Annotated in this window: 17 protein-coding genes and 1 riboswitch; of the genes, 12 read left to right on the forward strand and 5 right to left on the reverse strand. The window is 32.3% G+C overall.

Going from position 1 to position 24584, the window contains the following annotated elements; translation table 11 throughout:
* Positions 1-52 precede the first annotated feature (52 nt).
* From ACE3PD_RS07995 to ACE3PD_RS08005, 3 genes are all read left to right on the forward strand, one after another.
* Complete coding sequence (locus ACE3PD_RS07995) at positions 53-2536, forward strand: DUF5686 family protein (RefSeq protein WP_374401272.1); 2484 nt, start codon at positions 53-55, stop codon at positions 2534-2536.
* 84 nt (positions 2537-2620) lie between these two features.
* Positions 2621-3151 carry an inorganic diphosphatase gene (locus ACE3PD_RS08000; protein WP_073582210.1) on the forward strand — a complete coding sequence of 177 codons (531 nt, stop codon included), beginning with the start codon at positions 2621-2623 and terminating at the stop codon, positions 3149-3151.
* 112 nt (positions 3152-3263) lie between these two features.
* Positions 3264-5843: a sodium-translocating pyrophosphatase gene (locus ACE3PD_RS08005; protein ID WP_374401274.1), complete on the forward strand. Its 2580-nt coding sequence runs from the start codon at positions 3264-3266 to the stop codon at positions 5841-5843.
* Positions 5844-5888: 45 nt separating this feature from the next.
* Here the strand turns inward: ACE3PD_RS08005 and ACE3PD_RS08010 are convergent, their stop codons facing one another.
* Both ACE3PD_RS08010 and ACE3PD_RS08015 read right to left on the reverse strand, forming a co-directional pair.
* Positions 5889-6503, reverse strand: coding sequence for a deoxynucleoside kinase (locus ACE3PD_RS08010; RefSeq protein WP_026725924.1), 615 nt, complete (start codon positions 6501-6503; stop codon positions 5889-5891).
* The gene (locus tag ACE3PD_RS08015; RefSeq protein WP_374401277.1) at positions 6503-7246 is read right to left on the reverse strand and encodes a hypothetical protein; all 744 of its coding nucleotides are present in this window, start codon (positions 7244-7246) and stop codon (positions 6503-6505) included. The genes ACE3PD_RS08010 and ACE3PD_RS08015 overlap by 1 nt, the downstream gene beginning before the upstream one ends.
* Positions 7247-7422: 176 nt before the next feature.
* Here ACE3PD_RS08015 and ACE3PD_RS08020 point away from each other — a divergent pair, with 176 nt between their 5' ends.
* Positions 7423-8328, forward strand: a complete 906-nt coding sequence (locus ACE3PD_RS08020; RefSeq protein ID WP_374401278.1) for a GLPGLI family protein — start codon at positions 7423-7425, stop codon at positions 8326-8328.
* Here ACE3PD_RS08020 and ACE3PD_RS08025 read toward each other — a convergent pair.
* Both ACE3PD_RS08025 and ACE3PD_RS08030 read right to left on the reverse strand, forming a co-directional pair.
* Positions 8325-9005: a response regulator transcription factor gene (locus tag ACE3PD_RS08025; RefSeq protein WP_026725921.1), complete on the reverse strand. Its 681-nt coding sequence runs from the start codon at positions 9003-9005 to the stop codon at positions 8325-8327. The two genes, ACE3PD_RS08020 and ACE3PD_RS08025, sit on opposite strands and share 4 nt — an antisense overlap.
* Positions 8998-10383 carry a sensor histidine kinase gene (locus tag ACE3PD_RS08030; RefSeq protein ID WP_374401281.1) on the reverse strand — a complete coding sequence of 462 codons (1386 nt, stop codon included), beginning with the start codon at positions 10381-10383 and terminating at the stop codon, positions 8998-9000. The genes ACE3PD_RS08025 and ACE3PD_RS08030 overlap by 8 nt, the downstream gene beginning before the upstream one ends.
* 213 nt (positions 10384-10596) lie before the next feature.
* Between ACE3PD_RS08030 and ACE3PD_RS08035 the strand changes: the two genes are divergently transcribed.
* On the forward strand, positions 10597-11424 hold the full coding sequence (locus ACE3PD_RS08035) for a GLPGLI family protein (RefSeq protein WP_026725919.1): 828 nt from the start codon (positions 10597-10599) through the stop codon (positions 11422-11424).
* Between the two features lie 68 nt (positions 11425-11492).
* Entirely contained in the window at positions 11493-14237 is a 2745-nt protein-coding gene (locus ACE3PD_RS08040; protein ID WP_374401283.1) for a carboxypeptidase regulatory-like domain-containing protein, read from the forward strand.
* A 65-nt stretch (positions 14238-14302) separates the two neighbouring features.
* Here ACE3PD_RS08040 and metK read toward each other — a convergent pair whose 3' ends face one another.
* A complete protein-coding gene (gene metK / locus ACE3PD_RS08045; protein ID WP_374401285.1) occupies positions 14303-15553 on the reverse strand; it encodes a methionine adenosyltransferase in 1251 nt (416 codons plus the stop codon).
* 287 nt (positions 15554-15840) lie between these two features.
* Between metK and ACE3PD_RS08050 the strand changes: the two genes are divergently transcribed.
* The 6 genes from ACE3PD_RS08050 (at position 15841) to ACE3PD_RS08075 (ending at position 24579) form a co-directional block, all read left to right on the forward strand.
* A complete protein-coding gene (locus tag ACE3PD_RS08050; protein ID WP_374401287.1) occupies positions 15841-16725 on the forward strand; it encodes a choice-of-anchor J domain-containing protein in 885 nt (294 codons plus the stop codon).
* 462 nt (positions 16726-17187) lie between these two features.
* Positions 17188-18480, forward strand: coding sequence for an O-acetylhomoserine aminocarboxypropyltransferase/cysteine synthase family protein (locus ACE3PD_RS08055; RefSeq protein WP_374401289.1), 1293 nt, complete (start codon positions 17188-17190; stop codon positions 18478-18480).
* Between the two features lie 64 nt (positions 18481-18544).
* Positions 18545-19510 carry an alpha/beta fold hydrolase gene (locus ACE3PD_RS08060; protein WP_374401291.1) on the forward strand — a complete coding sequence of 322 codons (966 nt, stop codon included), beginning with the start codon at positions 18545-18547 and terminating at the stop codon, positions 19508-19510.
* Between the two features lie 8 nt (positions 19511-19518).
* Positions 19519-21933, forward strand: coding sequence for a bifunctional aspartate kinase/homoserine dehydrogenase I (gene thrA / locus ACE3PD_RS08065; RefSeq protein ID WP_374401293.1), 2415 nt, complete (start codon positions 19519-19521; stop codon positions 21931-21933).
* Positions 21934-22060: 127 nt separating this feature from the next.
* Positions 22061-23233 (forward strand): PLP-dependent aspartate aminotransferase family protein, encoded by a 1173-nt coding sequence (locus ACE3PD_RS08070; RefSeq protein ID WP_374401295.1) that lies wholly within the window; start codon positions 22061-22063, stop codon positions 23231-23233.
* Between the two features lie 152 nt (positions 23234-23385).
* A riboswitch (SAM riboswitch) is annotated at positions 23386-23491 on the forward strand.
* A 95-nt stretch (positions 23492-23586) separates the two neighbouring features.
* Complete coding sequence (locus ACE3PD_RS08075; protein ID WP_374401297.1) at positions 23587-24579, forward strand: homocysteine S-methyltransferase family protein; 993 nt, start codon at positions 23587-23589, stop codon at positions 24577-24579.
* The last annotated feature ends 5 nt before the right edge of the window (positions 24580-24584 follow it).

Genomic DNA, 24584 nt, shown 5'->3' on the forward strand with positions numbered 1-24584 from the left:
TTATTATATTTGAAACTCCATCAGTAACTTTCTGATGAAGTTTTTTTTTCCTATGAAGACGAAAATTGTATTATTCTTTTTATTTCTTAGCTCAATAGTTATTGGGCAAACCAAGGTTGGTGGAAAAGTAACAGACGAGTTTGGCGATCCTGTAGCTTTTGCAAATGTTATTTTTAAAAACTCAAAAGAAGGAGTAATTACAGATGAAAACGGTAATTTTTATTTCGAATCTAAAGAAAATTATTCAACTCTAGTAGTTTCCTATGTAGGATTTGAAAAAAAAGAAATTTCTTTAAAACCGGGTTTAAACACGGGATTAAAAATACAATTAAAGTCGGGAACGGAACTTAAAGAAGTGGTTATTTACACGGGTAAAACCTCCAAAAAAAATAATCCTGCTATAGATATTTTGCGTAAAATTTGGGAGCGTCGTAGAAAGAACGGCCTCAAAATGTTTAAACAGTACCAATACGACAAATATGAAAAAGTAGAGTTCGATTTAAATACCATTGATTCTGCTTTCATGAACAGCAAGGTTTTCAAGGGAATGGAATTTATTTTTGATCAAATTGATACTTCAAGTATTTCTGGAAAAACATTCTTACCTATTTTCATAAATGAAACATTAAGTGAAGTATATGGGGATAATGAATCTAAGAGGGTAAAGGAAATTATGAAAGCCAATAAAAATTCGGGCTACGGAACGGGTGATGGTGTGAATACCTTTATTAAAGATTTATATGCAGAATACGATATTTATGATAATTATTTGAAATTTTTTGACAAAGATTTTGTGAGTCCGCTTTCGAGAACCGGAATCAATGTTTACAATTATGTTTTGAATGATAGTATGTTTATCGACAATAAATGGTGTTATAACATTGTGTATTATCCAAGACGAAAAAACGAATTAACATTTAAAGGCGATTTTTGGGTAAATGATACTACATGGGCGATTAAAAAAATTAATCTTGAAGCTAGTAAAAGTGCCAATATCAACTGGGTAAAAGAAATTTACATAGAACAAGAGTATGAGGTTTTAAATGATTCGGTGTTCTTGTTAAAACGTGATTATATGATGTCGGACTTTAGTTTTTCTAAAAAAGAAGAATCTAAAGGAGTTTATGGAAAGAGAACAACATTAGCAAAAAATCACAAATTTGATATCAAGAAAGACGATAAGTTTTATAAAGAAGAGGTTAATTTTTACGATAATTCCGTTTTTAATAGGCCTGAAGAATATTGGCAAGCCAATCGCTTTGAAGAGTTAAACGAAAATGAAGCGGGTATTTATAAAATGCTCGATACTTTAAAAGAAGTACCTCGTTTCAAACAAATGTATGATTTGGCTACTATTTTAGCGAGTGGATATATTGAAGTTCCAAAATATCATTTCGATTATGGGCCTATATTTTCATCTGTTGGCTTTAATGACGTAGAAGGTTGGCGATTGAGAGCAGGAGGAAGAACTTATTTTGGACCACATGATACTTGGCGTATACAAGGGTATACGGCTTATGGTTTTCAAGATCATCAATTCAAATACGGTATTTCTGGAAAATGGATGGTAGATAAGAAAAATCGAATTATTCTTTCTGCTGGAAACCGTAGAGATGTAGAGCAAATAGGGGTAAGTTTAACAACCTCTAATGATGTTTTGGGAAGAAGTTTTGCGTCTTCGTCTTTCTTTTCAAGTGGAACCAATAATAAGTTAACTTCAGTAAATTTAACCACGCTTGGTTTTGAAATTGAACCTGTGAAGAATTTAACGTTCCAAACGAATTTGTCATACCGAACTTTAAAATCAGCTTCTAATCAATTTAGTTTAGATTATTATACTGATTTAACACAAACTGAAATTAAAAGTCAAGTAAAACAATCTGAAATTAATTTAGTTGCCGAGTTTACCCCAAAGAGAAAAACAGTAGGGTATGGAGTAGATCGTTTAGATGTTGATTTCAATTATCCAAGAGTTTTTCTAAGTTATAGTAATGGTTTAAAAGGTGTTTTAGATAGCGATTTTGATTATCAAAAATTACAATTTTACTACCGTCAACCTACATTAATTGGTGGTTTCGGAAGATTGTTTACCACTTTTGAAACGGGTAAAATTTTTGGAGAAGTTCCGCTAGGATTAATGGGTGTGATTCCAGGAAATCAGTCGTGGTTCGTAATCGAAAATACATATAATTTATTGGATTATTACGATTTTGTGGCAGATGAATATGCTTCGTTACATTTAGAACATCATTTTAATGGACGATTGTTTTCAAGAGTTCCACTTTTAAGAAAACTGAATTTACGTGAAATTGTCGGAATTAAAGGAGTTTACGGACGAGTTTCTGAAAACAATAAGGCGCTTAATGCTTCAGGATTAACCTATATTGCGCCAGAGGACGTTTATTGGGAATACCATGCCGGCGTTGGTAATATTTTCAAAGTATTGCGTGTTGATTTTGCTTGGAGAGGAAGTTATTTAGAAATGCCTGATGCTAGAAAATTTGCTGTGAGAGCGTCATTTGGGTTTTATTTCTAAACCTATATTTTTTTTGCAAAACTCTTTTGTTTCTAATGTTTTATAGTGGTACCTTTGCATCCGCTTTAAAAAATAAAAGATAAAATGACAGCAGATAAAATTACTACATTTGATGTATTGATTGAGATTCCAAGAGGAAGTAGAAACAAATACGAGTACGATTTTGAATTAAAAAGAATGCGTTTTGACAGAATGTTATTTTCGTCAATGATGTATCCAGCAGATTACGGATTTATTCCGGAAACCTTAGCATTAGATGGAGACCCATTAGATGTTTTAGTTTTAGTAAACGAGCCAACTTTCCCAGGTTGTGTAATGGAAGTTAAACCAATCGGTGTTTTCCACATGGCAGATGATAAAGGTCCAGATGAAAAAGTAATTTGTGTACCTGTTTCAGATCCAATTTGGAACAAATTAAACGATTTAAGCGATGTAAATCCACACTTAATTAAAGAAATCGAACACTTTTTCCAAGTGTACAAAGATTTAGAAAACAAAAAAGTTGACGTTGAAGGTTGGGGAGATGTTAACGAAGCAAAAGAAATTTTAGTAAAGTGTACTAAGCGTTTCGAAGAATTAGAAAACAAACCAGAAGGATTATTTAGTATTAAATAATTTCTTTTTGAAATAAATAAAAGGCAGTATTTTTAATAAAATATTGCCTTTTTTGTTTTATTTTCTTAATATTACCATAAAATTAACAAACAAAAAAACTAAATTATATTTTATGGAATCAATGATGATTTATGTTCCTATAGTCATGGCGCTATTAGGATTGGCATTTATGGCAGCCAAACGTTCTTGGGTTCTTAAACAAGACGCTGGAGATGGTAAAATGAAAGAAATTTCAGACTACATCTACGAAGGAGCCTTAGCATTTTTAAAAGCAGAATACAAATTATTAACGTTTTTCGTTCTTGGAGCGAGTGTGGTTCTTGCGGGAATTTCATTTATTGTTCCAACAACACATTGGTTAATCGTAATTGCATTTATTTTCGGAGCTATATTTTCGGCTTATGCTGGAAATATTGGAATGAAAATCGCAACAAAAACAAATGTTAGAACAACGCAAGCTGCTCGTACAAGTTTACCACAAGCTTTAAAAGTTTCTTTTGGGGGTGGAACAGTAATGGGATTAGGTGTTGCAGGTTTAGCGGTTTTAGGATTAACTGGATTTTTCATCATATTCTTTAGATTTTTCATGAACGGAGAATGGACTTCAACAGAAGACATGACAATCGTTTTGGAAACATTAGCTGGTTTTTCATTAGGAGCTGAATCTATCGCATTGTTTGCTCGTGTAGGTGGAGGAATTTACACAAAAGCTGCTGACGTAGGTGCTGACTTAGTTGGAAAAGTAGAAGCTGGTATTCCAGAAGACGATCCTCGTAATCCTGCTACAATTGCGGATAACGTTGGAGATAATGTTGGAGACGTTGCCGGTATGGGTGCCGATTTATTTGGTTCGTATGTAGCAACAGTTTTAGCGGCAATGGTTTTAGGAAATTACGTAATTAAAGATATGGGTGGTAAAATCGATGACGCTTTCGGAGGAATCGGACCAATTCTATTACCAATGGCAATCGCTGGTTTCGGAATTTTATTCTCTATCATTGGAACAATGTTAGTTAAAATTTCAAGCGACGATGCTAAAGAAGCTCAAGTACAAAAAGCATTAAACATCGGAAACTGGGTTTCTATTGTATTAACTTTAATTTCTTGCTACTTCTTAGTTGACTTTATGTTGCCAGAAGTATTAACATTAAACTTCTATGGAGAAGGCGATAAAGAAATCGATTCAATTCGTGTTTTCTATGCTACTATTGTTGGTTTATTTGTAGGTGGAGCAATTTCATCTGTAACGGAATATTATACAGGATTAGGTACAAAACCAGTATTGGCTATCGTACAAAAATCATCAACTGGAGCTGGAACTAACGTAATCGCTGGTTTAGCAACGGGTATGATTTCTACTTTCCCAACTGTTTTATTATTTGGAGGTGCAATTTGGGCTTCTTATGCTTTAGCAGGATTTTATGGTGTTGCTTTAGCGGCTTCTGCAATGATGGCAACAACAGCAATGCAATTAGCAATCGACGCGTTCGGACCAATTTCTGATAACGCAGGTGGAATTGCCGAAATGAGTGAATTACCAAAAGAAGTTCGCACAAGAACAGATATTTTAGATTCAGTTGGTAACACAACGGCTGCAACTGGAAAAGGTTTCGCAATCGCTTCTGCAGCTTTAACTTCGTTAGCTTTATTTGCTGCTTATGTAACATTTACAGGAATTGACGGAATTAACATCTTCAAAGCTCCTGTATTAGCAATGTTATTCGTTGGAGGTATGATTCCTGTGGTTTTCTCTGCATTAGCAATGAACTCTGTTGGTAAAGCTGCAATGGATATGGTATACGAAGTACGTCGTCAGTTCAAAGAAATTCCAGGAATTATGGAAGGAACTGGTAAACCAGAATACGGAAAGTGTGTTGAAATTTCTACAAAAGCCGCTTTACGCGAAATGATGTTGCCAGGAATTTTAACGATTGGTTTCCCAATTGCAATCGTATTATTAGGAAAATTAGTTTACGCAGATAACAACCAATTAATCGCTGAAATGTTAGGGGGTTATATGGCTGGAGTTACCGTTTCAGGTGTGCTTTGGGCAGTGTTCCAAAATAACGCTGGTGGAGCTTGGGATAATGCTAAAAAATCATTCGAAGCTGGAGTTGAAATCAACGGAGAAATGACATACAAAGGTTCTGATGCACACAAAGCAGCGGTAACTGGAGATACTGTTGGAGATCCATTCAAAGATACTTCAGGACCATCAATGAATATCTTAATCAAATTAACATGTTTAATTGGTTTAGTAATCGCTCCAATCTTAGGAGGTCACGGTGCTACAACTGAAAACGGTTCTTGTTGTGCAAAAACAGAAATGATGTGTTGCGACAAAGGAAAATGCGATATGTCTAAATGTGCTGACATGACAAAAGAAGAATGCGCTAAAATGTGTGAAGAGAATGGTTGTTCTGAAGAATGTAAAGAAAAATGCATGGCAATGTATGACGAAAACGGAAAATTCATTGGCAAAGAAAAACACGTTCACGGACCAAATTGTAACCACGATGATCACCAAGAAATCATCAACATGGAAGTTAAAAAAGTAAAAGATGCTAACGGAAAAGTGAAAGCAACGGTTACTTTAACTAAAATGGTAGATGGTAAAGAGGTAAAAGAAGAAAAAGTTTTCGAAGGAGACGATCTAGAAGTAGAAGCAAAAATTGCTGAACTAGGAAAATAATTTAGAAGGAAAGTGAAAAGCCTCACAATTGTGAGGCTTTTTATTTTAAAATAATCCGTTTAATTCGGCATCAATTCTATTGATAATCATTCCTAAATCTTCTGGATTGTTTACAAAATCAATATTGTCAACATCAATGATTACTAATTTTCCTTTGTTGTAGGTTTGAATCCAAGCTTCGTATCTTTCGTTCAAACGACTTAAATAATCAATCGAAATAGAGTTTTCATAATCTCTTCCTCTTTTATGAATTTGACTCACTAAATTTGGAATAGAACTTCTCAAATAAATCAATAAGTCAGGCGAACCTACTAAACTTTCCATCAATTCGAAAAGCGAAGTGTAATTGTTGTAATCTCTGTTCGACATTAATCCCATAGCATGAAGATTGGGTGCGAAAATGTGCGCGTCTTCATAAATGGTTCGGTCTTGAATAATGTTTTTACCACTTTCACGAATTTGCAATACTTGACGAAAACGACTGTTTAAGAAATAGATTTGAAGATTAAAACTCCATCGTTCCATTTGATGGTAAAAATCATCTAAATAGGGATTATCTACCACATCTTCAAAGTGCGGTTCCCATTTAAAATGTTTGGCTAATAACTTAGTAAGTGTCGTTTTTCCTGCTCCAATATTTCCTGCTACTGCTATGTGCATTATGGTAAAATTATTTTGTAATTAGTAATTTCATTTTGGGTAAAAATAGACAAAATTCCATCTCTAAAGAAAAATTTTGAAATGATTTTTTCATCAATTGCTATTTTGCTGCTACTCTTAGAAGTTAAGTTGTAATAATATAATTTATCATCTGTTTTATAAATGGAATTGCCATTTTTTGTAAACTGAATTGCATCAAACTTTGGTAGATTTCCTAGTTTTTCAATTGTACCATAAATCGAAATGCGATACAAATTCAAATTAATATCGGTCCAATAAAAATGCGTGTAATCGGATTCGTAATATGAAATTGCATTTTCTAGCGTGGTAGAAATCCACTTGAAAGTATCGGTGTTTACATTGTATAATCCAATTTTTGACGAAATACTATCGTAAATCCAAATTTGATTTTGAGAAGACAAAGCAACAGCTTCAAGTGTAACAGGAGTTGATTTTAAATTGAAATCTATCTTCTTGATTTCGTTCAATTGATTGTCTAATAATACAACCGTATTAAAATTTTTATAAAAAATTATAATTTCTAACGGATTTTGGAAGTCTACATTTGTGATTTTTCCTAAACTTAGGTTGTTATATTCGAACTGTTTTGTATGGCTTTTTTTTGTTAATACGTTATTTTTTATGCTATAACTATTTTGTTGATTGTCAAAGCCTAAAAAGGTATCGCATCCTAATTTTATGTTTTCTAATTTTATACTATTAATTACTTCCTGACTACTCATGAAAAGGTAGCAAAGATTGAATATTATGATTAAGAATGTTTTTTTTAATAGCATTTACTAAACTATTTCAAGAATTAAAGGTCTAATATACTACTTTAACACAAAAATAGTAGTTAAATTGTGTAACAAAATGCACTATTGATAGTCTATATATACATCTATAACATCTGAAAAGAATGAAAAAAATTATTATTGCTTCGATTTTTATGATTTCTGGGTTACTTAATGCTCAGAATTTTCAAGGAATGGCTGTTTATGAATCTAAAACGAGTACGGCTGATTTCATGAAAGGAATGAGTACAAACAGGGAAATGACCCCAGAAATGCAAAAACAAATAGAGGAGCGTATGAAAAAAATGTTTGAAAGAACGTTTATTTTAAACTTCGATAAGACAGCTTCAATTTACAAAGAAGAAGAAAAATTAGATGCGCCTGGTCAACAAGGTGGAGGTAGAATGATGATGTCGATGATGGGAGGCGGCGGAACTCACTATAAAAATGCTAAGGATAAGCAATATGTGGTGGATAAAGAGTTTTTTGGAAAAGAGTTTTTAATTAGAGATTCATTGCCAAAATATGAATGGAAACTAGAAGGAGAATCTAAAAAAATTGGTAATTATACTTGTTTTAAAGCAACTGCTGTAGTAAAAGTGAGTGAGTCTGATTTTAGAAATTTCAGATTCAGAAATAACAATCCTAAAGAAGGTGAGAAAAAAGCGGAAACGGTAAAAGATACTGCAAAAGCTAAAAAAACTAATTTCACAGATGATTGGGAAATGCCTAAAGAAAATGTCATTACAGCATGGTATTGCCCAGAAATTCCTGTAAATCAAGGGCCAGAAAATTATTGGGGTTTACCAGGTTTAATCTTAGAGGTTAACGATGGTAAAACGGTAATTTTATGTTCTAAGTTGGTTTTAAATTCTAAAGAAAAAGTTGAGATTAAACCTGCTTCAAAAGGAAAAGAGGTAACGCAAAAAGAATATGATGAAATTGTGAAAAAGAAAATGGAAGAAATGCGCGAAATGAATTCTGGACCTGGCGGAGGTAGTCGTATGCAATTTAGAATGGGTAGAATCTAAAATATTAATTTATAACCTCGTCCTCTACTGTTAATAATTTCTACAGATGGGTCGAGGTTTAATTTTTTTCTTAACTTCGTTATAAATACATCCATACTTCTCCCACTAAAAAAATCTTCATTTCCCCAAACGGTATTTAATATCAAGGTTCTTTCTATCGTTTTTCCCTTATTTTTTACTAAAAATTCTAGTAAAATAGATTCTCTATTAGTTAATTTAACTGTTTTTTCTCCATGAATTAATAATTGTGATTCCGTTTCAAATTCATAAGATCCAATTGTAAATCTTGTTGCTGCAGTTTTATTTTGAGGGTTATTAGTTAATGATATGATTCTTACAATTAATTCTTCTATACTAAAAGGTTTTTTTATGTAATCATTGCAACCTATTTTAAATCCTTTAACTACATCGGCTGTTTGTGATTTTGCTGTTAAAAATAAAATAGGAATAGTTTTGTTAATTTGTCTAATTTCTTCGGCTAATGTAAAACCGTCTTTTTTGGGCATCATAATATCTAATACCAAAGCGTCAAAGTTTGATTTTATAAATTCTTCAAAAGCTAATTCTCCATTTTCACATAATGTAACAGTAAAGTTTCTACTTTCTAAACTTTCCTTAATAATTATTCCTAATGATGCTTCGTCCTCAGCCAAAAGCAGATTAATTTTGTTAGTCATTTGGTAAAGTTATTTTAAAAATAGTCTCGTTTGTTATGGTTAATTCAATTGTTCCTAAGTGTTTTTCAACTATAGTTTTTGCAAAATATAAGCCAATTCCATATCCTTTTATGTCGTGAATGTTTCCTTTTGGAATTCTATAAAACTTTTCAAATATTAATTTTTCTTGCGATTTTAAAATCGAATTTCCGGTGTCTTTTACTTTAATTACAGTGGTTTTATCCGTTTGAAAACAATTGATTTCAATGTTGTTTCCACCATATTTTATTGCATTATCAATTAAATTTGAAATTGCATTTTCTAAATAAAATGAATCTGCACTAATATATAATTCTTCTTTTTCAAATTCAAAAGTGATTTGTTTTTTAGAAATATCTTGATGTTTTTCAATAATTGATTTAATAAAAACTATTAAATTAATAGTTTCTAAATTCAATTGAAGTTCTTTAACGTTTAAAGTAGCTGTTTCTAATATTTTTTCGACCATGTTTTCCAATTTAAACAATTGATTGAATGACATGGCAATATATTTTTTATTTTTTTCTAAATTATTTTCAGGATTAAATGTGCTCATTCCTTCTAAAGCAGTTGCTATTGTTGTAATTGGCGTTTTGAATTCGTGAGTAATGTTGTTGATAAAATCATTTTTTATTTCGTCAACTTTTTTTTGTTTTTTGATGATAAAAAGTAAAAAAAACAAACAACTTATAACAGCTAATGAAAAAAATAATGATAAAATTAATTCAACCCCCATTCGTTTGACTAGTAATCCCTTTGAATAATCATAATTTAAATTTAAAGTTTCTTTGTTTTTAAAATAGGCAGAATTCGGAATAATTTGAAAAGGTAACTTTATTTTGTTTTTATAATATGTAAAAAATAAAGTGTCGTTTTTTAAATGTTTTATTTCGTATTTTAATGCAATATTTTTTCGATTTAGTTCTGCTTTAAAAATAGAATCTAAAATTTTGTATTTTATAGAATCATTCTTAAATGACATGGTAATTTTACTAGGAAAATTTTCTAATCCTTCAATTGAATCCATCGCTTTTTTACCTTTAAGAATTTGTATGGATGAAATTTCTTCAACCTTTATTGCTTTATTTTCAAAAGGATGTGTGCTTCTTTGGTTTTCATCTGTTTCTATAAACTTAACAGAAACTTTTGTGTCGATAGAATCAACTTTTTTTGGTTTGCTAAATTGTTTTCCAAATTTTGAATCTAGTTTTATTTCACGAATTAAATCTTCAACTTTCGTGGTAGAATCCTTGCTAATCACACTTATAAAAGTTTCCTTTGAATCTTCATCAAAATATGTCTCTATAGCCTTGTCATAAGCAATTTGTACTTCGTTTTTTAAACGTTCTTTATTGCTCAAATAATTTTTGTAATTCCAATAAACTTGTAAACAAATAGTTGCTAAAACTAAAAGGCTAATTAGTACAAAAATTCTTTTTAGATTAATTTTCATTCATCAAAAGTAAAAACTATTTGCATATAAATTTAACCGTTAACACACGTTAACATTCATTAACTTGTTATTTGATTTTAATGCTGTTAATTTGCTTCAATTAATTAAAAACTAATATATATGAAAACATTATTTTTTTCAAGTGCATTTTTATGGCTAACCCTTAGTTCGTTTGCGCAAAATTTTCAAGGAATAGCTTATTATTCTTCACAAACAAGCATGAAGAATTTTAATATTACAAGTAATGATATGACACCAGATGTTAAAGAAAAAATGATGGAAAAAATGAAGAAGGCTTTTGAAAAAACCTATATTTTATCATTTAATACTGTGGAGTCAATTTACTCAGAAGAAGAAAAATTAGCTGCACCTAAACCTTCTAGTAATGGAGTTTCTGTTAGTTTTTCAGGTGGAGGCGATTCTAAATATTATAAAAATTTTAAAACAAAACAATACACAACCGATTTAGATATTTTTGGAAAAGAATTTTTAGTCATAGATTCTTTGCCAAAATTTAACTGGATTATAACTGGTGAAGAGAAGAAGATTGGTAATTACACTTGTATTAAAGCACAAATTATTATTCCAGTTACAGAAGAAGAATTAAAAGAGTATGAAGATTATAAGAAAAAATTAGAAAGCGGTAAAACAAGTTTTTTTACACCAAGTGAACCTAAAGAAAAAATAATTGAAGCATGGTATGCTATTGAAATTCCAGTTTCAAACGGTCCAAATAAATATTGGGGTTTGCCAGGTTTAATTTTAGAATTACATGAAGGAGAAACCACTTTTTTATGTTCAAAAATAGTTTTAAATCCTAAAGAAAAAATAGAAATTAAAGCACCTAAAAATGGAAAAAAAGTAACTCAAAAAGAATTTGATGAAATTGAAGAAAAGAAATTAAATAGTATGAAAAATGAAGATGGAGTTATAGAAATTAAAATGTAACAAAAATTTTGATTAATAAATTTGTAACAAAACATCATAATATTAGTCTTACTTAATATTATTAACAAATGAAAAAAAATATATTATTTCTATTTTTATTATTTAGCTCAATTAGTTTTTCTCAAAATATACGTTTCGAAGGAACTGTTAAAGATACCACAGGAGTTGGTTTAGAAATGGCTAATATTATGGCTATTAACCAACAAACAAAAGCTATGGATGCTTATGCTATCACAAATGAAGCAGGAAAATTTATCTTGAATTTAAAATCCAGTACAACTTATACGCTTAAAGTGAGTTACATTGGTTTTCAAACCATTGAAAAATTGGTAACAACTGGAACAACTAATATGAATTATCCTGTAGTTTTAAAAGAAGGAACCCAGTTAGCAGAAATTGAAATTGTTCATGAAATGCCTGTAACAGTTTCAGGAGACACTATCATTTATAATTCCGATTCATTTACGAATGGTACAGAACGAAAGTTAGAAGACGTATTAAAAAAACTTCCAGGTGTTGAAATTAATAAAGATGGTGAAATTGAAGTTGAAGGGAAGAAGGTTCAAAAAGTAATGGTAGAAGGAAAAGATTTCTTTGATGGTGATACGAAATTGGCAACTAAGAATATTCCAGCAGACGCTTTAGATAAAATCCAAGTTTTACGAAATTACAATGAGGTTTCTAACTTAAAAGGTTTAGAAAATAACGAGGAAAGTATCGCTTTGAACATCAAATTGAAAGAAGGGAAAAAGAATTTCTGGTTTGGAGATATGACCGCTGGAATTGGTGTTGGGATGGATGATGCTCGTTATATCGTGAATCCTAAATTGTTTTATTATAATCCCAAATACAGTTTAAATGTTATTGGTAATGTGAATAATATTGGAGAATTACCTTTAACTGCTCAAGATTATTTCAAATTTACAGGAGGTTTCAAAAACATGATGCGCAAAGGTGGTTCTTCTTTTAATGTAGCCTCTAACGACTTAGGAATTATGGGACTTCGTAACAATCAAGCAGCTAATATTGAATCTACTTTTGGAGCGGCTAATTTTAGTTTTAATCCTTCAAAAGCATGGACATTAAGTGGTTTTGGAATTTTATTAGGAAATAAAACCGAAATAGAAAACAGAACAGTTTCTAATCGTGTAGATAACTTACCAGATGGAACGTCTCAAACGATTACAGAAACTCGTGAAGATTTTACAAGACAAAAAAGTAATCAAGTTTTGTTTAAATTGAGTTCGAGTTATGTGCCTTCAGAAAAAACACATTTTGATTACGATGCATTAATTAAGATTTCTGACCAAAAAGAAAATACAAGCGTTTTTTCAAGTTTATTATCTGATATTTATACAGCAAAAAAACAAAATCCTTTTTCAATAAATCAAAATCTTAATTACTACTATACGTTAAGTGATAAGCACGTTTTTGGTTTTGAAATGCAGCATTTGTATCAAAATGAAGATCCATTTTATAATGCTAACCTTGAAACTTTACCTTTTGCACCTTTGTTAACAGGTTACATAAATGAAGGAGCAGGAGTAAGAGACGATGTAACTCAGAAACGTTTTGTTCAAACAAATAAAGTAGATACAAAATTTGATTATTATTACATGTTGACTCCAAAAAGCAACATCAATTTAACTTTAGGAAACACCTATTCGTATCAAAATTTTGATTCGTCTATTTTTCAGATTTTGAATAATGGTACTCAGAATAATTTAACAGATGCAAGCACAGTGAATAATGTTAATTATGCATTTAACGATGTGTTTTTAGGATTACATTATAAATTCATGACCGGAAAGTTTACTTTTAATCCAGGATTTAGTGTGCATCAGTTTAATACTAATGATCAACAGCTTGGTACCTCAAACAAGCAGTCTTTCAATAGAATTTTACCAGATGTATATGCGTTATGGCAAATTAAAAAATCAGAAACATTGACTTATAATTATTCTTTAACAAACAATTTTACGGATATCAATAAGTTAGCTCAAGGTTACGTGTTTTCAAATTATAACAGCTTATTTAGCGGAAATAGATTTTTAGAAAACTCAACTTCTCAAGTACATTCGTTGCGTTATTTCAAATACAACATGTTTAATTTTGAGAATATTTTTGCCAATATTTCGTATACGAGACAGCTTGAAGCCATTAAGAATAGAGCATTATTAGTAGGAGTAAATCAAATTTCATCATCAGAAAATATGAATTCTAATTTTCCAGATGAGAGTTTGTCAGCAGCTGGAAATTATGGACGTTCTTTTGCAAGATATTATAAAGCAAATTTAAGAGTTGGAGTAAATTGGTCTAAATCGAACAATGTTCGTGTTTACCCTGATGCTGACACCGATCCAAGTAACAATCCTTCTGAAGTGCAAACCATTGAATCCTATTCTCAAAGTTATGGTTTGAACTTTTCAACGAATTATAAAACATTGCCAAACCTAACATTAGGATATAATTTTACAATTAATGATAACTTTTCAGATGTGATTTATGTGGATAGTCCAACATTAACATTAGAATATTACTTTTTAGATGCATTTTCATTTGTTTCGGAATATTCTTATTTTCATAATAGAAATAAAGCTAAAACAATTGATAGTGAATATGATTTCTTAACAGCAAGTTTAATGTATCAAAAGAAAGATAGTAAATGGGAATGGAAACTTTCAGGAACCAATTTATTAGATACTAAATCTTTAGATACTAATAGTTTTAGTCAATTAGGAGGAACGAGTACTTTTTCAAGTTATAGAGTACAACCACGATTTGTAATTCTTAGTTTGAAATATAGATTATAATTTGTTATGCTATAAATAAAAAAACCATTCATAATCGAATGGTTTTTTTATTTATAAAAAGCTTTTTAGATATTAAAAGCAGCTTTAACTTTGTCTACGAAATCTAATTTTTCCCAAGTAAATAACTCAACTGTTACAGTTTTAGATTCACCTCCTGGTGCAGTAAACGTTTTAGTTACAGTTTCAGGAGTTCTTCCCATGTGACCGTAAGCAGCAGTTTCGCTGTAGATTGGATTTCTTAATTTCAAACGTTGTTCGATGAAGTATGGACGCATATCAAAAATGCTTTCTACTACTTTGCTGATTTCTCCGTCAGTTAAATTCACTTTTGCAGTTCCGTAAGTGTTTACGTTGATAGATGTTGGCTCAGCAACTCCAATAGCGTAAGAAACTTGTACTAAAATTTCGTCAGCAACACCTGCAGCCACTAAATTTTTAGCAATATGACGTGTTGCATAAGCCGCAGAACGGTCTACTTTAGATGGGTCTTTTCCAGAGAAAGCACCGCCTCCGTGAGCTCCTTTTCCACCATAAGTATCTACAATAATTTTTCTTCCTGTTAAACCAGTATCTCCGTGAGGTCCTCCAATTACGAATTTCCCTGTAGGGTTAATGTGGTATTTAATCGCATCATTAAATAAATGAGCATATTGAGGATTTTTAGCAATCACTCTTGGAATCAAAATCTCAATAATATCTTTTTTGATTTTTGCTAACATCGTTGGTTCATCAGCAAAATCATCATGTTGAGTTGAAACTACAATAGCATCAATTCGAACCGGTTTGTTATCATCAGAATATTCTAAAGTAACCTGAGATTTAGCATCCGGACGTAAGTAAGTAATTTCTTTGTTTTCTCTTCTTAAATCCGCTAATTCTTGAAGGATTTGGTGTGATAATTTCAAAGCTAACGGCATGAACTCAGCAGTTTCATTTGTAGCGTAACCAAACATCATTCCTTGGTCACCTGCACCTTGCTCTTCTTTGCTTGCTCTATCAACTCCTTGATTAATATCCGCAGATTGTTCGTGAATTGCAGATAAAACACCACAAGAATTTGCTTCAAACATATATTCGCTTTTCGTGTAACCAATTTTCTTGATTACATCTCTTGCGATAGTTTGTACATCTAAATACGTGTTTGATTTAACTTCTCCAGCTAAAATTACCTGACCTGTAGTAACTAACGTTTCACAAGCTACTTTTGACTCAGGGTCAAATGCTAAAAAGTTATCAATTAATGCGTCTGAAATTTGATCCGCAACTTTGTCAGGATGTCCTTCACTCACTGATTCTGACGTAAATAAATAAGCCATAATAAATTATTTTTAAATTTTAAGCGAGGAAAAATAATTGCAGGTAGTGCCTAAAGGAGTAGTAATTACTGCTTTAGCATTTTTTAATGAGGTTGCAATCAGTTCAAATTTTTCCTCTTAGTTTTCGGATGCAAATGTATGAAATGAAATTGAAATTTTAATTTTTATTCTGTTTTTTTTAAGAAAACTATCTTTTTGTCGATATTTATGACAGTTTGTCGATAATTAATTTTTTATCAGATAATTATCTATAATTTTATTTCATCAATAACAATTAAATTCACTTTATGAAAAAAACATTACTTTCTCTTGGCTTGTTGTTAGTTTCTCTATCATTTCAAGCGCAAAATTTATTATCAGAAAATTTTGACAATATTACAACACTTACTGTTGCTGGTTGGACTTCAACTAATCAAAGTACTCCAGTTGGAACAAATCCAAATTGGTTTCAGGGAAATCCAGTAGCTAATGGAGGGCCTTTTGATTCCTATGCTGGAGTAGCTAATTCTTATATTGCTTGTAACTTTAATAGTGTTGCTGGCGCTAACACTATTAGTAATTGGTTAATAACGCCAGTAATTAGTCTTATAAATGGTGATGTGTTAACGTTTTATACTAGAACAGTTAGTACGCCAGCTTTTGCAGATAGATTACAATTGAGAATAAGCACAAATGGTGCGTCTTCGGCTAATCCTTCTGGAGCAACAGGTGTTGGAGACTATACAACTTTGGCACTGGAAGTTAATCCAACATTGATCGCTTCTGGTTATCCAAATGTTTGGACACAATACTCTTACACGGTTTCTGGTTTGCCTACCGCTACAAGTTGCAAAATTGCGTTTAGATATTTTGTTACAAGTGGAGGGCCTTCAGGAGCAAATTCTGATTTTATTGGAGTTGACTCGTTTTCTGTTGACAGACCATTAAGTTCTGATTCTTTTTTCAAAAACAACTTTTCGATTTATCCTAATCCAGTTAGTAATGTGTTGAATATTTCTGTGAAAAATGAAATGACAATCAATAGTTTGACAATTACAGATTTAAACGGTAGAGTAGTTTCTTCAAGTTCTTCAAGCACTTCAATAGATGTGTCAAATTTATCTTCTGGTGTTTATTTTGTTTCAATAGAAACAAATGAAGGAAAAGGAACTTCTAAGTTTGTAAAAAATTAATTTTATTTAAAATAAAAGATTTTAAAAAGAGGCTTTTGCCTCTTTTTTGTTTATTCTAGATTTTATTTTTATTATTTATGGTGTTTTTAGAATAAAAATCTATTATTTGAAATTATAATAACAAAATTTAGAAAAATAATCTATTTATTTTTTTATTGTAGAAAATAAATCTAATTTTGCCCTGTCAAACTAAAAGAAATAGAAGATGAACTTTACAATGTGCAATATGTGTATGATGATGTGGAATAATCCGCAGAGGAAGCCTATTGCATAATTTTAAAAGTAAATTAATTCAATATAACCTCTGTCGAAAGCAGAGGTTTTTTTATTCCTAAAAACACAACAATTATGAAAATAGCAATTTACAATCCAAGACGATGTTGTCGAATGTGTAGCTGAAAAGCAAACTTCGGAACAAAAAATCTTAATACTTAATACAAATATCTTAATACTTAAAATATCATGAGCACAAATAAATTTGCAACAAACGCATTACACGCAGGACACGATACAACTAAAAACGCAGGAACAAGAGCTGTTCCAATTTACCAAACTACATCCTACGTTTTCAATAATTCCGATCATGCAGCCAATCTTTTTGGTTTAGCTGAAGCTGGTTTTATTTACACAAGATTAAATAATCCAACAAACGATATCCTAGAACAACGTTTAGCTAAATTAGAAGGCGGAATTGGAGCTGTCGTAACTGCATCAGGAACCGCAGCCATCTCAACTGCTTTATTAACGTTGTTAAAAGCTGGCGATCACATTGTAGCTTCTAACAGTTTATATGGCGGAACTTATAATTTATTAAACGTGACTTTGCCAAGATTAGGCATCACAACAACATTCGTAGATCCATCAAATCCTGAGAATTTCTTAAATGCAGCACAAGAAAATACGAGAGTGTTCTTCGCCGAAAGTTTAGGAAATCCAAAATTAGATGTACTCGATTTAAAAGCCATTTCAAAAGCCGCACAAACCTACAAAGTGCCTTTTATTGTGGATAACACTGTGGCAACACCCTTTTTGCTGAACCCAATCGAATACGGAGCCAACATCGTAATTCATTCGTTAACGAAATATATTGGTGGAAACGGAACTTCACTTGGAGGTGTCATCATCGATGCAGGAAATTTCGATTGGAGCAACGGAAAATTTCCTGAATTCACAGAACCTTCAGCAGGTTATCACGGATTAAAATATTATGAAGTATTAGGAGCAGCTTCGTTCATAGCAAAAGTTAGAATCGAAGGTTTGCGTGATTTAGGTGCTTCGTTAAGTCCATTCAACGCATTTCAAATTATTCAAGGTTTAGAAACATTGGCTATTCGAATCAAAAAGCACAGTGAAAATGCATTAGAATTAGCCAAATGGTTGCAAAAACGTCCAGAAGTGGCTTGGGTAAATTATCCTGGCTTGATTTCTTCAAAATATTATGATTTAGCACAACAATATTTACCAGAAGGACAAAGCGGTATCGTAACTTTTGGATTAAAAGGCGGTTACGAAGCTGCTAAAAAAGTAGCCGATGAAACCCAGTTTTTCTCATTATTGGCGAACATTGGTGATACAAAATCACTGATTATTCATCCCGCAAGTACAACGCACCAACAATTGTCAGAAGAGCAACAAATCACAACCGGAGTAACCAAAGATTTAATTCGTTTATCCGTTGGATTAGAAGATATAGAAGACTTGAAAGCCGATTTACAAAGTGTTTTCGAAAAATTGCCAGTTCAAAATTTAGTTTAGGTTTTTGTTTGTTTGAAGACTGCCGATAGACCTACCTAAAGGCAGTCTTTTTTTAAAAAGAAAGATGAGTACAATTCAAAAAATAGTGTTCGAAAATGTTTCATTACAAAATGGGGTAGTGCAAGCCAAAGTGATTTTGTCCTATCAATTGTTTGGTCAACCGATTGGTTTGGCGCCTTTAGTCTTAGTGAATCATGCTTTGACCGGAAATTCACAAGTTATTGGCGAAAACGGTTGGTGGCAATCGTTAATTGGTAATGATAAAATTATCGATACCAAAAAATATGCGGTTTTAGCTTTCAATATTCCTGGAAACGGTTATCAAGATGCAGAAAATTTGATTGAAAATTATCAAGATTTCACCGCTTATGATATTGCTAATTTATTTTGGAAAGGAATCGATTCGTTTAAAGTGAATCAAGTTTTTGCAGTCATTGGCGGAAGTTTAGGCGGAGCAATTGCTTGGGAAATGTCAGCGATTCGACCAAAAGCGATTGCGAATTTAATTCCGGTAGCAACAAGTTGGAAAGCTTCTGATTGGTTGATTGGGAATGTGCTAATTCAAGATTTGATTTTGAATAATTCCAAAAATCCAATTCACGATGCCCGAATTCACGCCATGTTATTGTATCGAACACCCGAATCACTCCAAGAAAAATTCTATACCAAATTGCAAAATTCGGAAGGATTGTTTCAAGTGGAAAGTTGGTTGTTGCATCATGGTGAAAAATTACAAAATCGATTTCAGCTTTCGGCTTACAAACTCATGAATCATTTATTGAAAACGGCCAATATTTTTAAAAACAAAAATCAAGCTGAAGTCATCAAAAGCATTACATCGAATATTCATCTAATTAGCGTTGATACCGATTATTTTTTTACGGCAAACGAAATCAAAACCGCTTTTCAGGAAATCAAAAACTACAAAAACAATGCATTTTATCACGAAATCAAATCCATTCACGGACACGATGCTTTCTTGATAGAATTTGAACAACTAAACAACATACTAAAACCTATATTTAATTAAAACACACAATGAAAATATTAAAATTTGGAGGAAAATCATTAGCAAACGGAGAAGGATTGCAAAAAGTAATTCAAACGATTGCTCAAAAATATTTCAATAACGAACCCATCGCAGTCGTAGTTTCGGCAAGAGGAAACGCTACGGATGAATTGGTAATTCTGTTAAAAAAAGCACAAGCCAACATCAATTTTCAAGCGGATTTTGAGCAATTCAAAAAATACCAATTGGAAGGTTTGAAAGAAAACATCTTCGAAGAAGAATTCTCAGTTTTACAAAAGTTATTAGAAGGTGTTTCGCTTTTAGGAGATTACAGCGAAAAAATCAAAGACCAAGTCATTGCGTATGGCGAGATTCTATCGGCAAAATATGTCGCTTATGTCTTAAACGAAAACAGCATCAAAGCACAATTCACTGATTCTCGTCATTTGATAAAAACCGATATAAACTTCGGAAATGCGCAACCAATTGACGCTGTTTCAAAACGAAACGTATTAGATTATTTCGAGAAAAATACAGATAAAGTCAATATTGTAACAGGTTTTATCGGTTCAACGTTACACAATGAAACTACGACTTTAGGAAGAAACGGAAGTAATTACACCGCTTCTTTATTAGCAAATTATCTAAACGCTGAAGAATTCCAAAATTACACACACGTAGACGGAATTTTCACCGCTAATCCTGATTTAGTAGCCGATGCGAAAAAAATCGAGCGATTATCGTTCAACGAAGCGAATGAGTTAGCAAATTTTGGAGCACAAATTTTACATGCCAAAACGATTATTCCTTTGGTAGAAAAAAATATTCCATTACGTATTTTAAACACGTTCAATCCTGAAAATGACGGAACGTTAATCACTTCGGAACAAACTAATGAAGGCATCAAATCGCTTTCGGTTTTAACCAATGTTTCGCTGATTAATTTAGAAGGAAGAGGTTTATTGGGAAAAACGGGTGTTGATGCACGAATTTTCCGTGTGATGGCTGAAAACGATATTAGTGTGAGTATTATTTCACAAGGTTCTTCGGAAAGAGGAATTGGTTTAGTCGTTAGTTCTGACAAAGCTTCCAAAGCTTTAGTAGGTTTGGAAAAAGAATTTGAAACCGATTTTTACACAAAAGATGTCAATAAAATTTCGGTAAATGATAACATTGCCGTGATTTCGATTATTGGGCAAGATTTAACCAATTTCCACAAACCTTACACGGCTTTAATCCGAAATAAAATCACACCAATTTTGTTGAACAATACCGTTACGGGAAGAAATATCAGTTTGGTAATTAGTCAAGATGAATTCAAACGTGCTTTAAATGTAATTCACGGCGAAATTTTTGGTGTGGCGAAAAAAATCAACATCGCTATTTTCGGTCACGGAACGGTTGGCGGCACTTTGATTTCTCAAATTTTAGAATCGGCAAAAAACATCGAGAAACGAAAAGGAATCAAGTTGAATGTCTTTGCGATTGCGAATTCAAAGAAAGTCTTGTTGAATAAATTCGGAATTAGCGAAAATTGGAAAGCTACTTTAGAAGATAAAGGTCAGGAATATAAAGTAGAAGATATTATCGGGTACGCCAAAGAGCACCATTTGGAAAATTTAATTGCAATTGACAACACTGCTAGTTCGACATTCATAGAAAATTATATTTCGCTAGCCGAAAATAGTTTCGATTTGATTTCTTCTAATAAAGTCGCGAATACAGTAAGTTTTGATTTTTACAAAAAACTACGAAAAGTGCTGAAAGACAACCAAAAAGAATATTTGTATGAAACCAATGTGGGTGCAGGATTACCGTTAATTGATACGATAAAATTATTGCATTTGTCAGGTGAAAATATCACCAAAATAAAAGGTGTTTTCTCTGGAACTTTGAGTTATTTATTCAATAATTTTTCAGTTGAAAACAAGAAATTTAGTGAAGTATTGCAAGAAGCCATCGATAAAGGTTTCACCGAACCCGATCCAAGAGAAGATTTAAACGGAAACGACGTTGGAAGAAAATTATTAATCTTAGCACGTGAATTAGATTTGCAAAACGAGTTCGAAGAAATCCAAATCCAAAACTTAATTCCAGAAGCTTTGCGAGAAGGAAATACTTCAGATTTTCTAAAGCGTTTATCTGAATTAGACGGAATTTACCAAAACATCAAAGACGCTCAGGGTCCAAATGAAGTGCTGAGATACATCGGTGAATTATCGGGTGATTTACAACAAGTCAAAGGGAAATTAGAAGTAAAACTAATTTCGGTTCCAGCCAATTCAGCTTTAGGTTCGTTAAAAGGTTCGGATTCTATTTTTGAAATTTACACAGAATCTTACGGCGAACAACCTATAGTAATTCAAGGTGCTGGAGCAGGAGCATCGGTAACCGCTAGAGGCGTTTTTGGCGATATTTTGCGCTTATCCGAAAAAAAATTATAACCACCCAAACTCAAAACCTGCAAGATGTAAAAGTTTTGTAGGTTTTATTCTTAAATGAACTTAAACTATTCTTTATAAGTCATTCAAGTTAAACTTTTATGACTTTTATGTTAAAAACAAACAAACCATGAGCAACCAAAATTTAGGATTAGAAACCCAAGCCATCAGAACGCAATTAGAACGCACACAATATTTAGAACATTCCGTTCCGTTATATCTAACTTCGAGTTTTATTTTTGAAGATGCCGAAGACATGCGAGCTTCATTTGCTGAAGAAAAAGAACGCAATATTTACAGCCGATTTTCCAATCCCAACACATCCGAATTTGTTGAAAAAATTTGTCAAATGGAAGGAGCAGAAGATGGCTACGCTTTCGCAACAGGAATGGCGGCGGTGTATTCTACTTTTGCTGCTTTATTGAATTCGGGTGATCATATCGTTTCTGCAAGTAGTGTTTTTGGTTCGACACATACGTTGTTTACCAAATATTTTCCAAAATGGAACATCACAACTTCCTATTTCGATGTCAATCAACCAGAAACAATTGAAAATTTTATTCTACCGAATACCAAAATTCTTTACGCTGAATCACCAACGAATCCAGCGGTAGATATTTTAGATTTGGAATTATTGGGGAAAATAGCCAAAAAACACAACTTAATTTTAATCATTGATAACTGTTTTGCAACGCCTTATATTCAAAATCCAATTCAATTTGGAGCTGATTTAGTGATTCATTCTGCAACGAAATTAATTGATGGTCAAGGTCGTGTTTTAGGTGGAGTAACTGTTGGTTGTTCCGATTTGATTCGTGAGATTTATTTGTTTTCCAGAAACACCGGACCCGCTTTATCGCCTTTCAATGCTTGGGTATTGTCAAAAAGTTTAGAAACGTTGCCGGTTCGTATCGAGAAACATTGCGAAAACGCTTTAAAAGTTGCTGAATTTTTAGAAAATCATCCCAATGTAGCTTCTGTGAAATATCCATTTTTGAAATCACATCCGCAATATGAAGTCGCTAAAAAGCAAATGAAGTTGGGCGGAAATATCGTAGCGTTTGAAATCAAAGGCGGAATTGAATCGGGAAGAAAATTTTTGGATAAAATCAAATTGTGTTCGTTGTCTGCGAATTTAGGAGATACCCGTTCGATTGTAACGCATCCGGCTTCCACAACACATAGTAAATTAACGGAAGAAGAAAGATTAGCGGTAAGCATTACAGATGGTTTAGTCCGCGTTTCTGTCGGTTTAGAAACGGTTCAAGATGTAATTAACGACTTAAAGCAAGCGTTAGAATAAAAGTTTTTAAAATATTTTATAGATTTATATTCTTTTTAAAATGATTAATTTAGAATATAAATCTATAAATAATCTTTTTTTGATGAAATTTTAGAAAATATTTCATTATTTCAATTTTGTCACTACATTTGCGGTGTTCATAATTATAGTGTTTGTTATCACGAAAGCTGGAGGGAATAGACCCTGTGAAAGCTTAGCAACCTCCCGCGCTAGTGGAAAGGTGCTACATTCTATCCGCCTAGGTGGAAAAGATAACCTAAGGAAATTCTTTCCAATTTCTTGATAACATATTAATAAATTAAAGCATTGCGAACCTTGCGAAAACCCTTTGCGAGCTTTGCGTTAAAAATAATATGTCAAAAATTCAAGAAGAAATCAAAAAACGAATTCTTGTGCTCGATGGAGCTATGGGAACGATGTTGCAACGTTATAAATTTGAAGAAGAAGATTTTAGAGGCGAGCGTTTCAAAGATTTTCCATATCCCTTAAAAGGAAATAACGATTTACTTTCCATTACCCAACCCGAAGCTGTAAAATCAGTACATCGAGCTTATTTTGAAGCGGGTGCTGATATTGTAGAAACCAATACTTTTTCAGGAACTACAATAGGAATGGCTGATTATCATATGGAAAATTTGGTTTATGAACTAAATTTTCAATCGGCTAAAATCGCTCGTGAAGTCGCTGACGAATTTACCGATAAACCAAGATTTGTAGCAGGTTCAATCGGCCCAACAAACAGAACAGCATCGATGTCGCCTGATGTAAATGACCCAGGATTTCGAGCTGTGAATTTCGACGACCTAAAAATCGCCTACAAACAACAGGTCGAGGCTTTAATTGATGGCGGTTGCGATTTACTTTTAGTAGAAACGATTTTTGATACGTTAAATGCAAAAGCCGCTTTGTTTGCTATTGAAGAAGTGAAAGAAGAACGCAATATCGATATTCCAGTAATGGTTTCAGGAACAATTACAGATGCTTCTGGAAGAACGCTTTCGGGTCAAACCGTGGAAGCTTTTTTGATTTCGATTTCACATATTCCTTTGTTGAGTGTTGGATTTAATTGTGCTTTAGGAGCCGACCAATTAAAGCCGTATTTGAAACGATTAGGAAATAACACCTCGTTAAATATTTCGGCACATCCCAATGCAGGTTTGCCCAATGCCTTCGGACAATACGATCAAACTCCGGAAGAAATGCAACAATTAATCCGTGAGTATTTACAAGAAAATTTAGTGAATATAATAGGTGGTTGTTGCGGAACAACGCCAGAACACATTAAATTAATTGCTGAGGTTGCAAAAGAATTTAAACCCAGAACGCAACAATTGAAATCCGTTTAGTCGGT

The organism is Flavobacterium sp. (assembly GCF_041911335.1).
Taxonomy (GTDB): domain Bacteria; phylum Bacteroidota; class Bacteroidia; order Flavobacteriales; family Flavobacteriaceae; genus Flavobacterium.

Bases quoted from the DNA above. Each gene is read 5' to 3' on its own strand.
- ACE3PD_RS07995 (WP_374401272.1), top strand. From the start codon at position 53: ATGAAGACGAAAATTGTATTATTCTTTTTATTTCTTAGCTCAATAGTT.
- ACE3PD_RS08000 (WP_073582210.1), top strand. From the start codon at position 2,621: ATGACAGCAGATAAAATTACTACATTTGATGTATTGATTGAGATTCCA.
- ACE3PD_RS08005 (WP_374401274.1), top strand. From the start codon at position 3,264: ATGGAATCAATGATGATTTATGTTCCTATAGTCATGGCGCTATTAGGA.
- ACE3PD_RS08010 (WP_026725924.1), bottom strand. From the start codon at position 6,503: ATGCACATAGCAGTAGCAGGAAATATTGGAGCAGGAAAAACGACACTT.
- ACE3PD_RS08015 (WP_374401277.1), bottom strand. From the start codon at position 7,246: ATGAGTAGTCAGGAAGTAATTAATAGTATAAAATTAGAAAACATAAAA.
- ACE3PD_RS08020 (WP_374401278.1), top strand. From the start codon at position 7,423: ATGAAAAAAATTATTATTGCTTCGATTTTTATGATTTCTGGGTTACTT.
- ACE3PD_RS08025 (WP_026725921.1), bottom strand. From the start codon at position 9,005: ATGACTAACAAAATTAATCTGCTTTTGGCTGAGGACGAAGCATCATTA.
- ACE3PD_RS08035 (WP_026725919.1), top strand. From the start codon at position 10,597: ATGAAAACATTATTTTTTTCAAGTGCATTTTTATGGCTAACCCTTAGT.
- ACE3PD_RS08040 (WP_374401283.1), top strand. From the start codon at position 11,493: ATGAAAAAAAATATATTATTTCTATTTTTATTATTTAGCTCAATTAGT.
- metK (WP_374401285.1), bottom strand. From the start codon at position 15,553: ATGGCTTATTTATTTACGTCAGAATCAGTGAGTGAAGGACATCCTGAC.
- ACE3PD_RS08050 (WP_374401287.1), top strand. From the start codon at position 15,841: ATGAAAAAAACATTACTTTCTCTTGGCTTGTTGTTAGTTTCTCTATCA.
- ACE3PD_RS08055 (WP_374401289.1), top strand. From the start codon at position 17,188: ATGAGCACAAATAAATTTGCAACAAACGCATTACACGCAGGACACGAT.
- ACE3PD_RS08060 (WP_374401291.1), top strand. From the start codon at position 18,545: ATGAGTACAATTCAAAAAATAGTGTTCGAAAATGTTTCATTACAAAAT.
- thrA (WP_374401293.1), top strand. From the start codon at position 19,519: ATGAAAATATTAAAATTTGGAGGAAAATCATTAGCAAACGGAGAAGGA.
- ACE3PD_RS08070 (WP_374401295.1), top strand. From the start codon at position 22,061: ATGAGCAACCAAAATTTAGGATTAGAAACCCAAGCCATCAGAACGCAA.
- ACE3PD_RS08075 (WP_374401297.1), top strand. From the start codon at position 23,587: ATGTCAAAAATTCAAGAAGAAATCAAAAAACGAATTCTTGTGCTCGAT.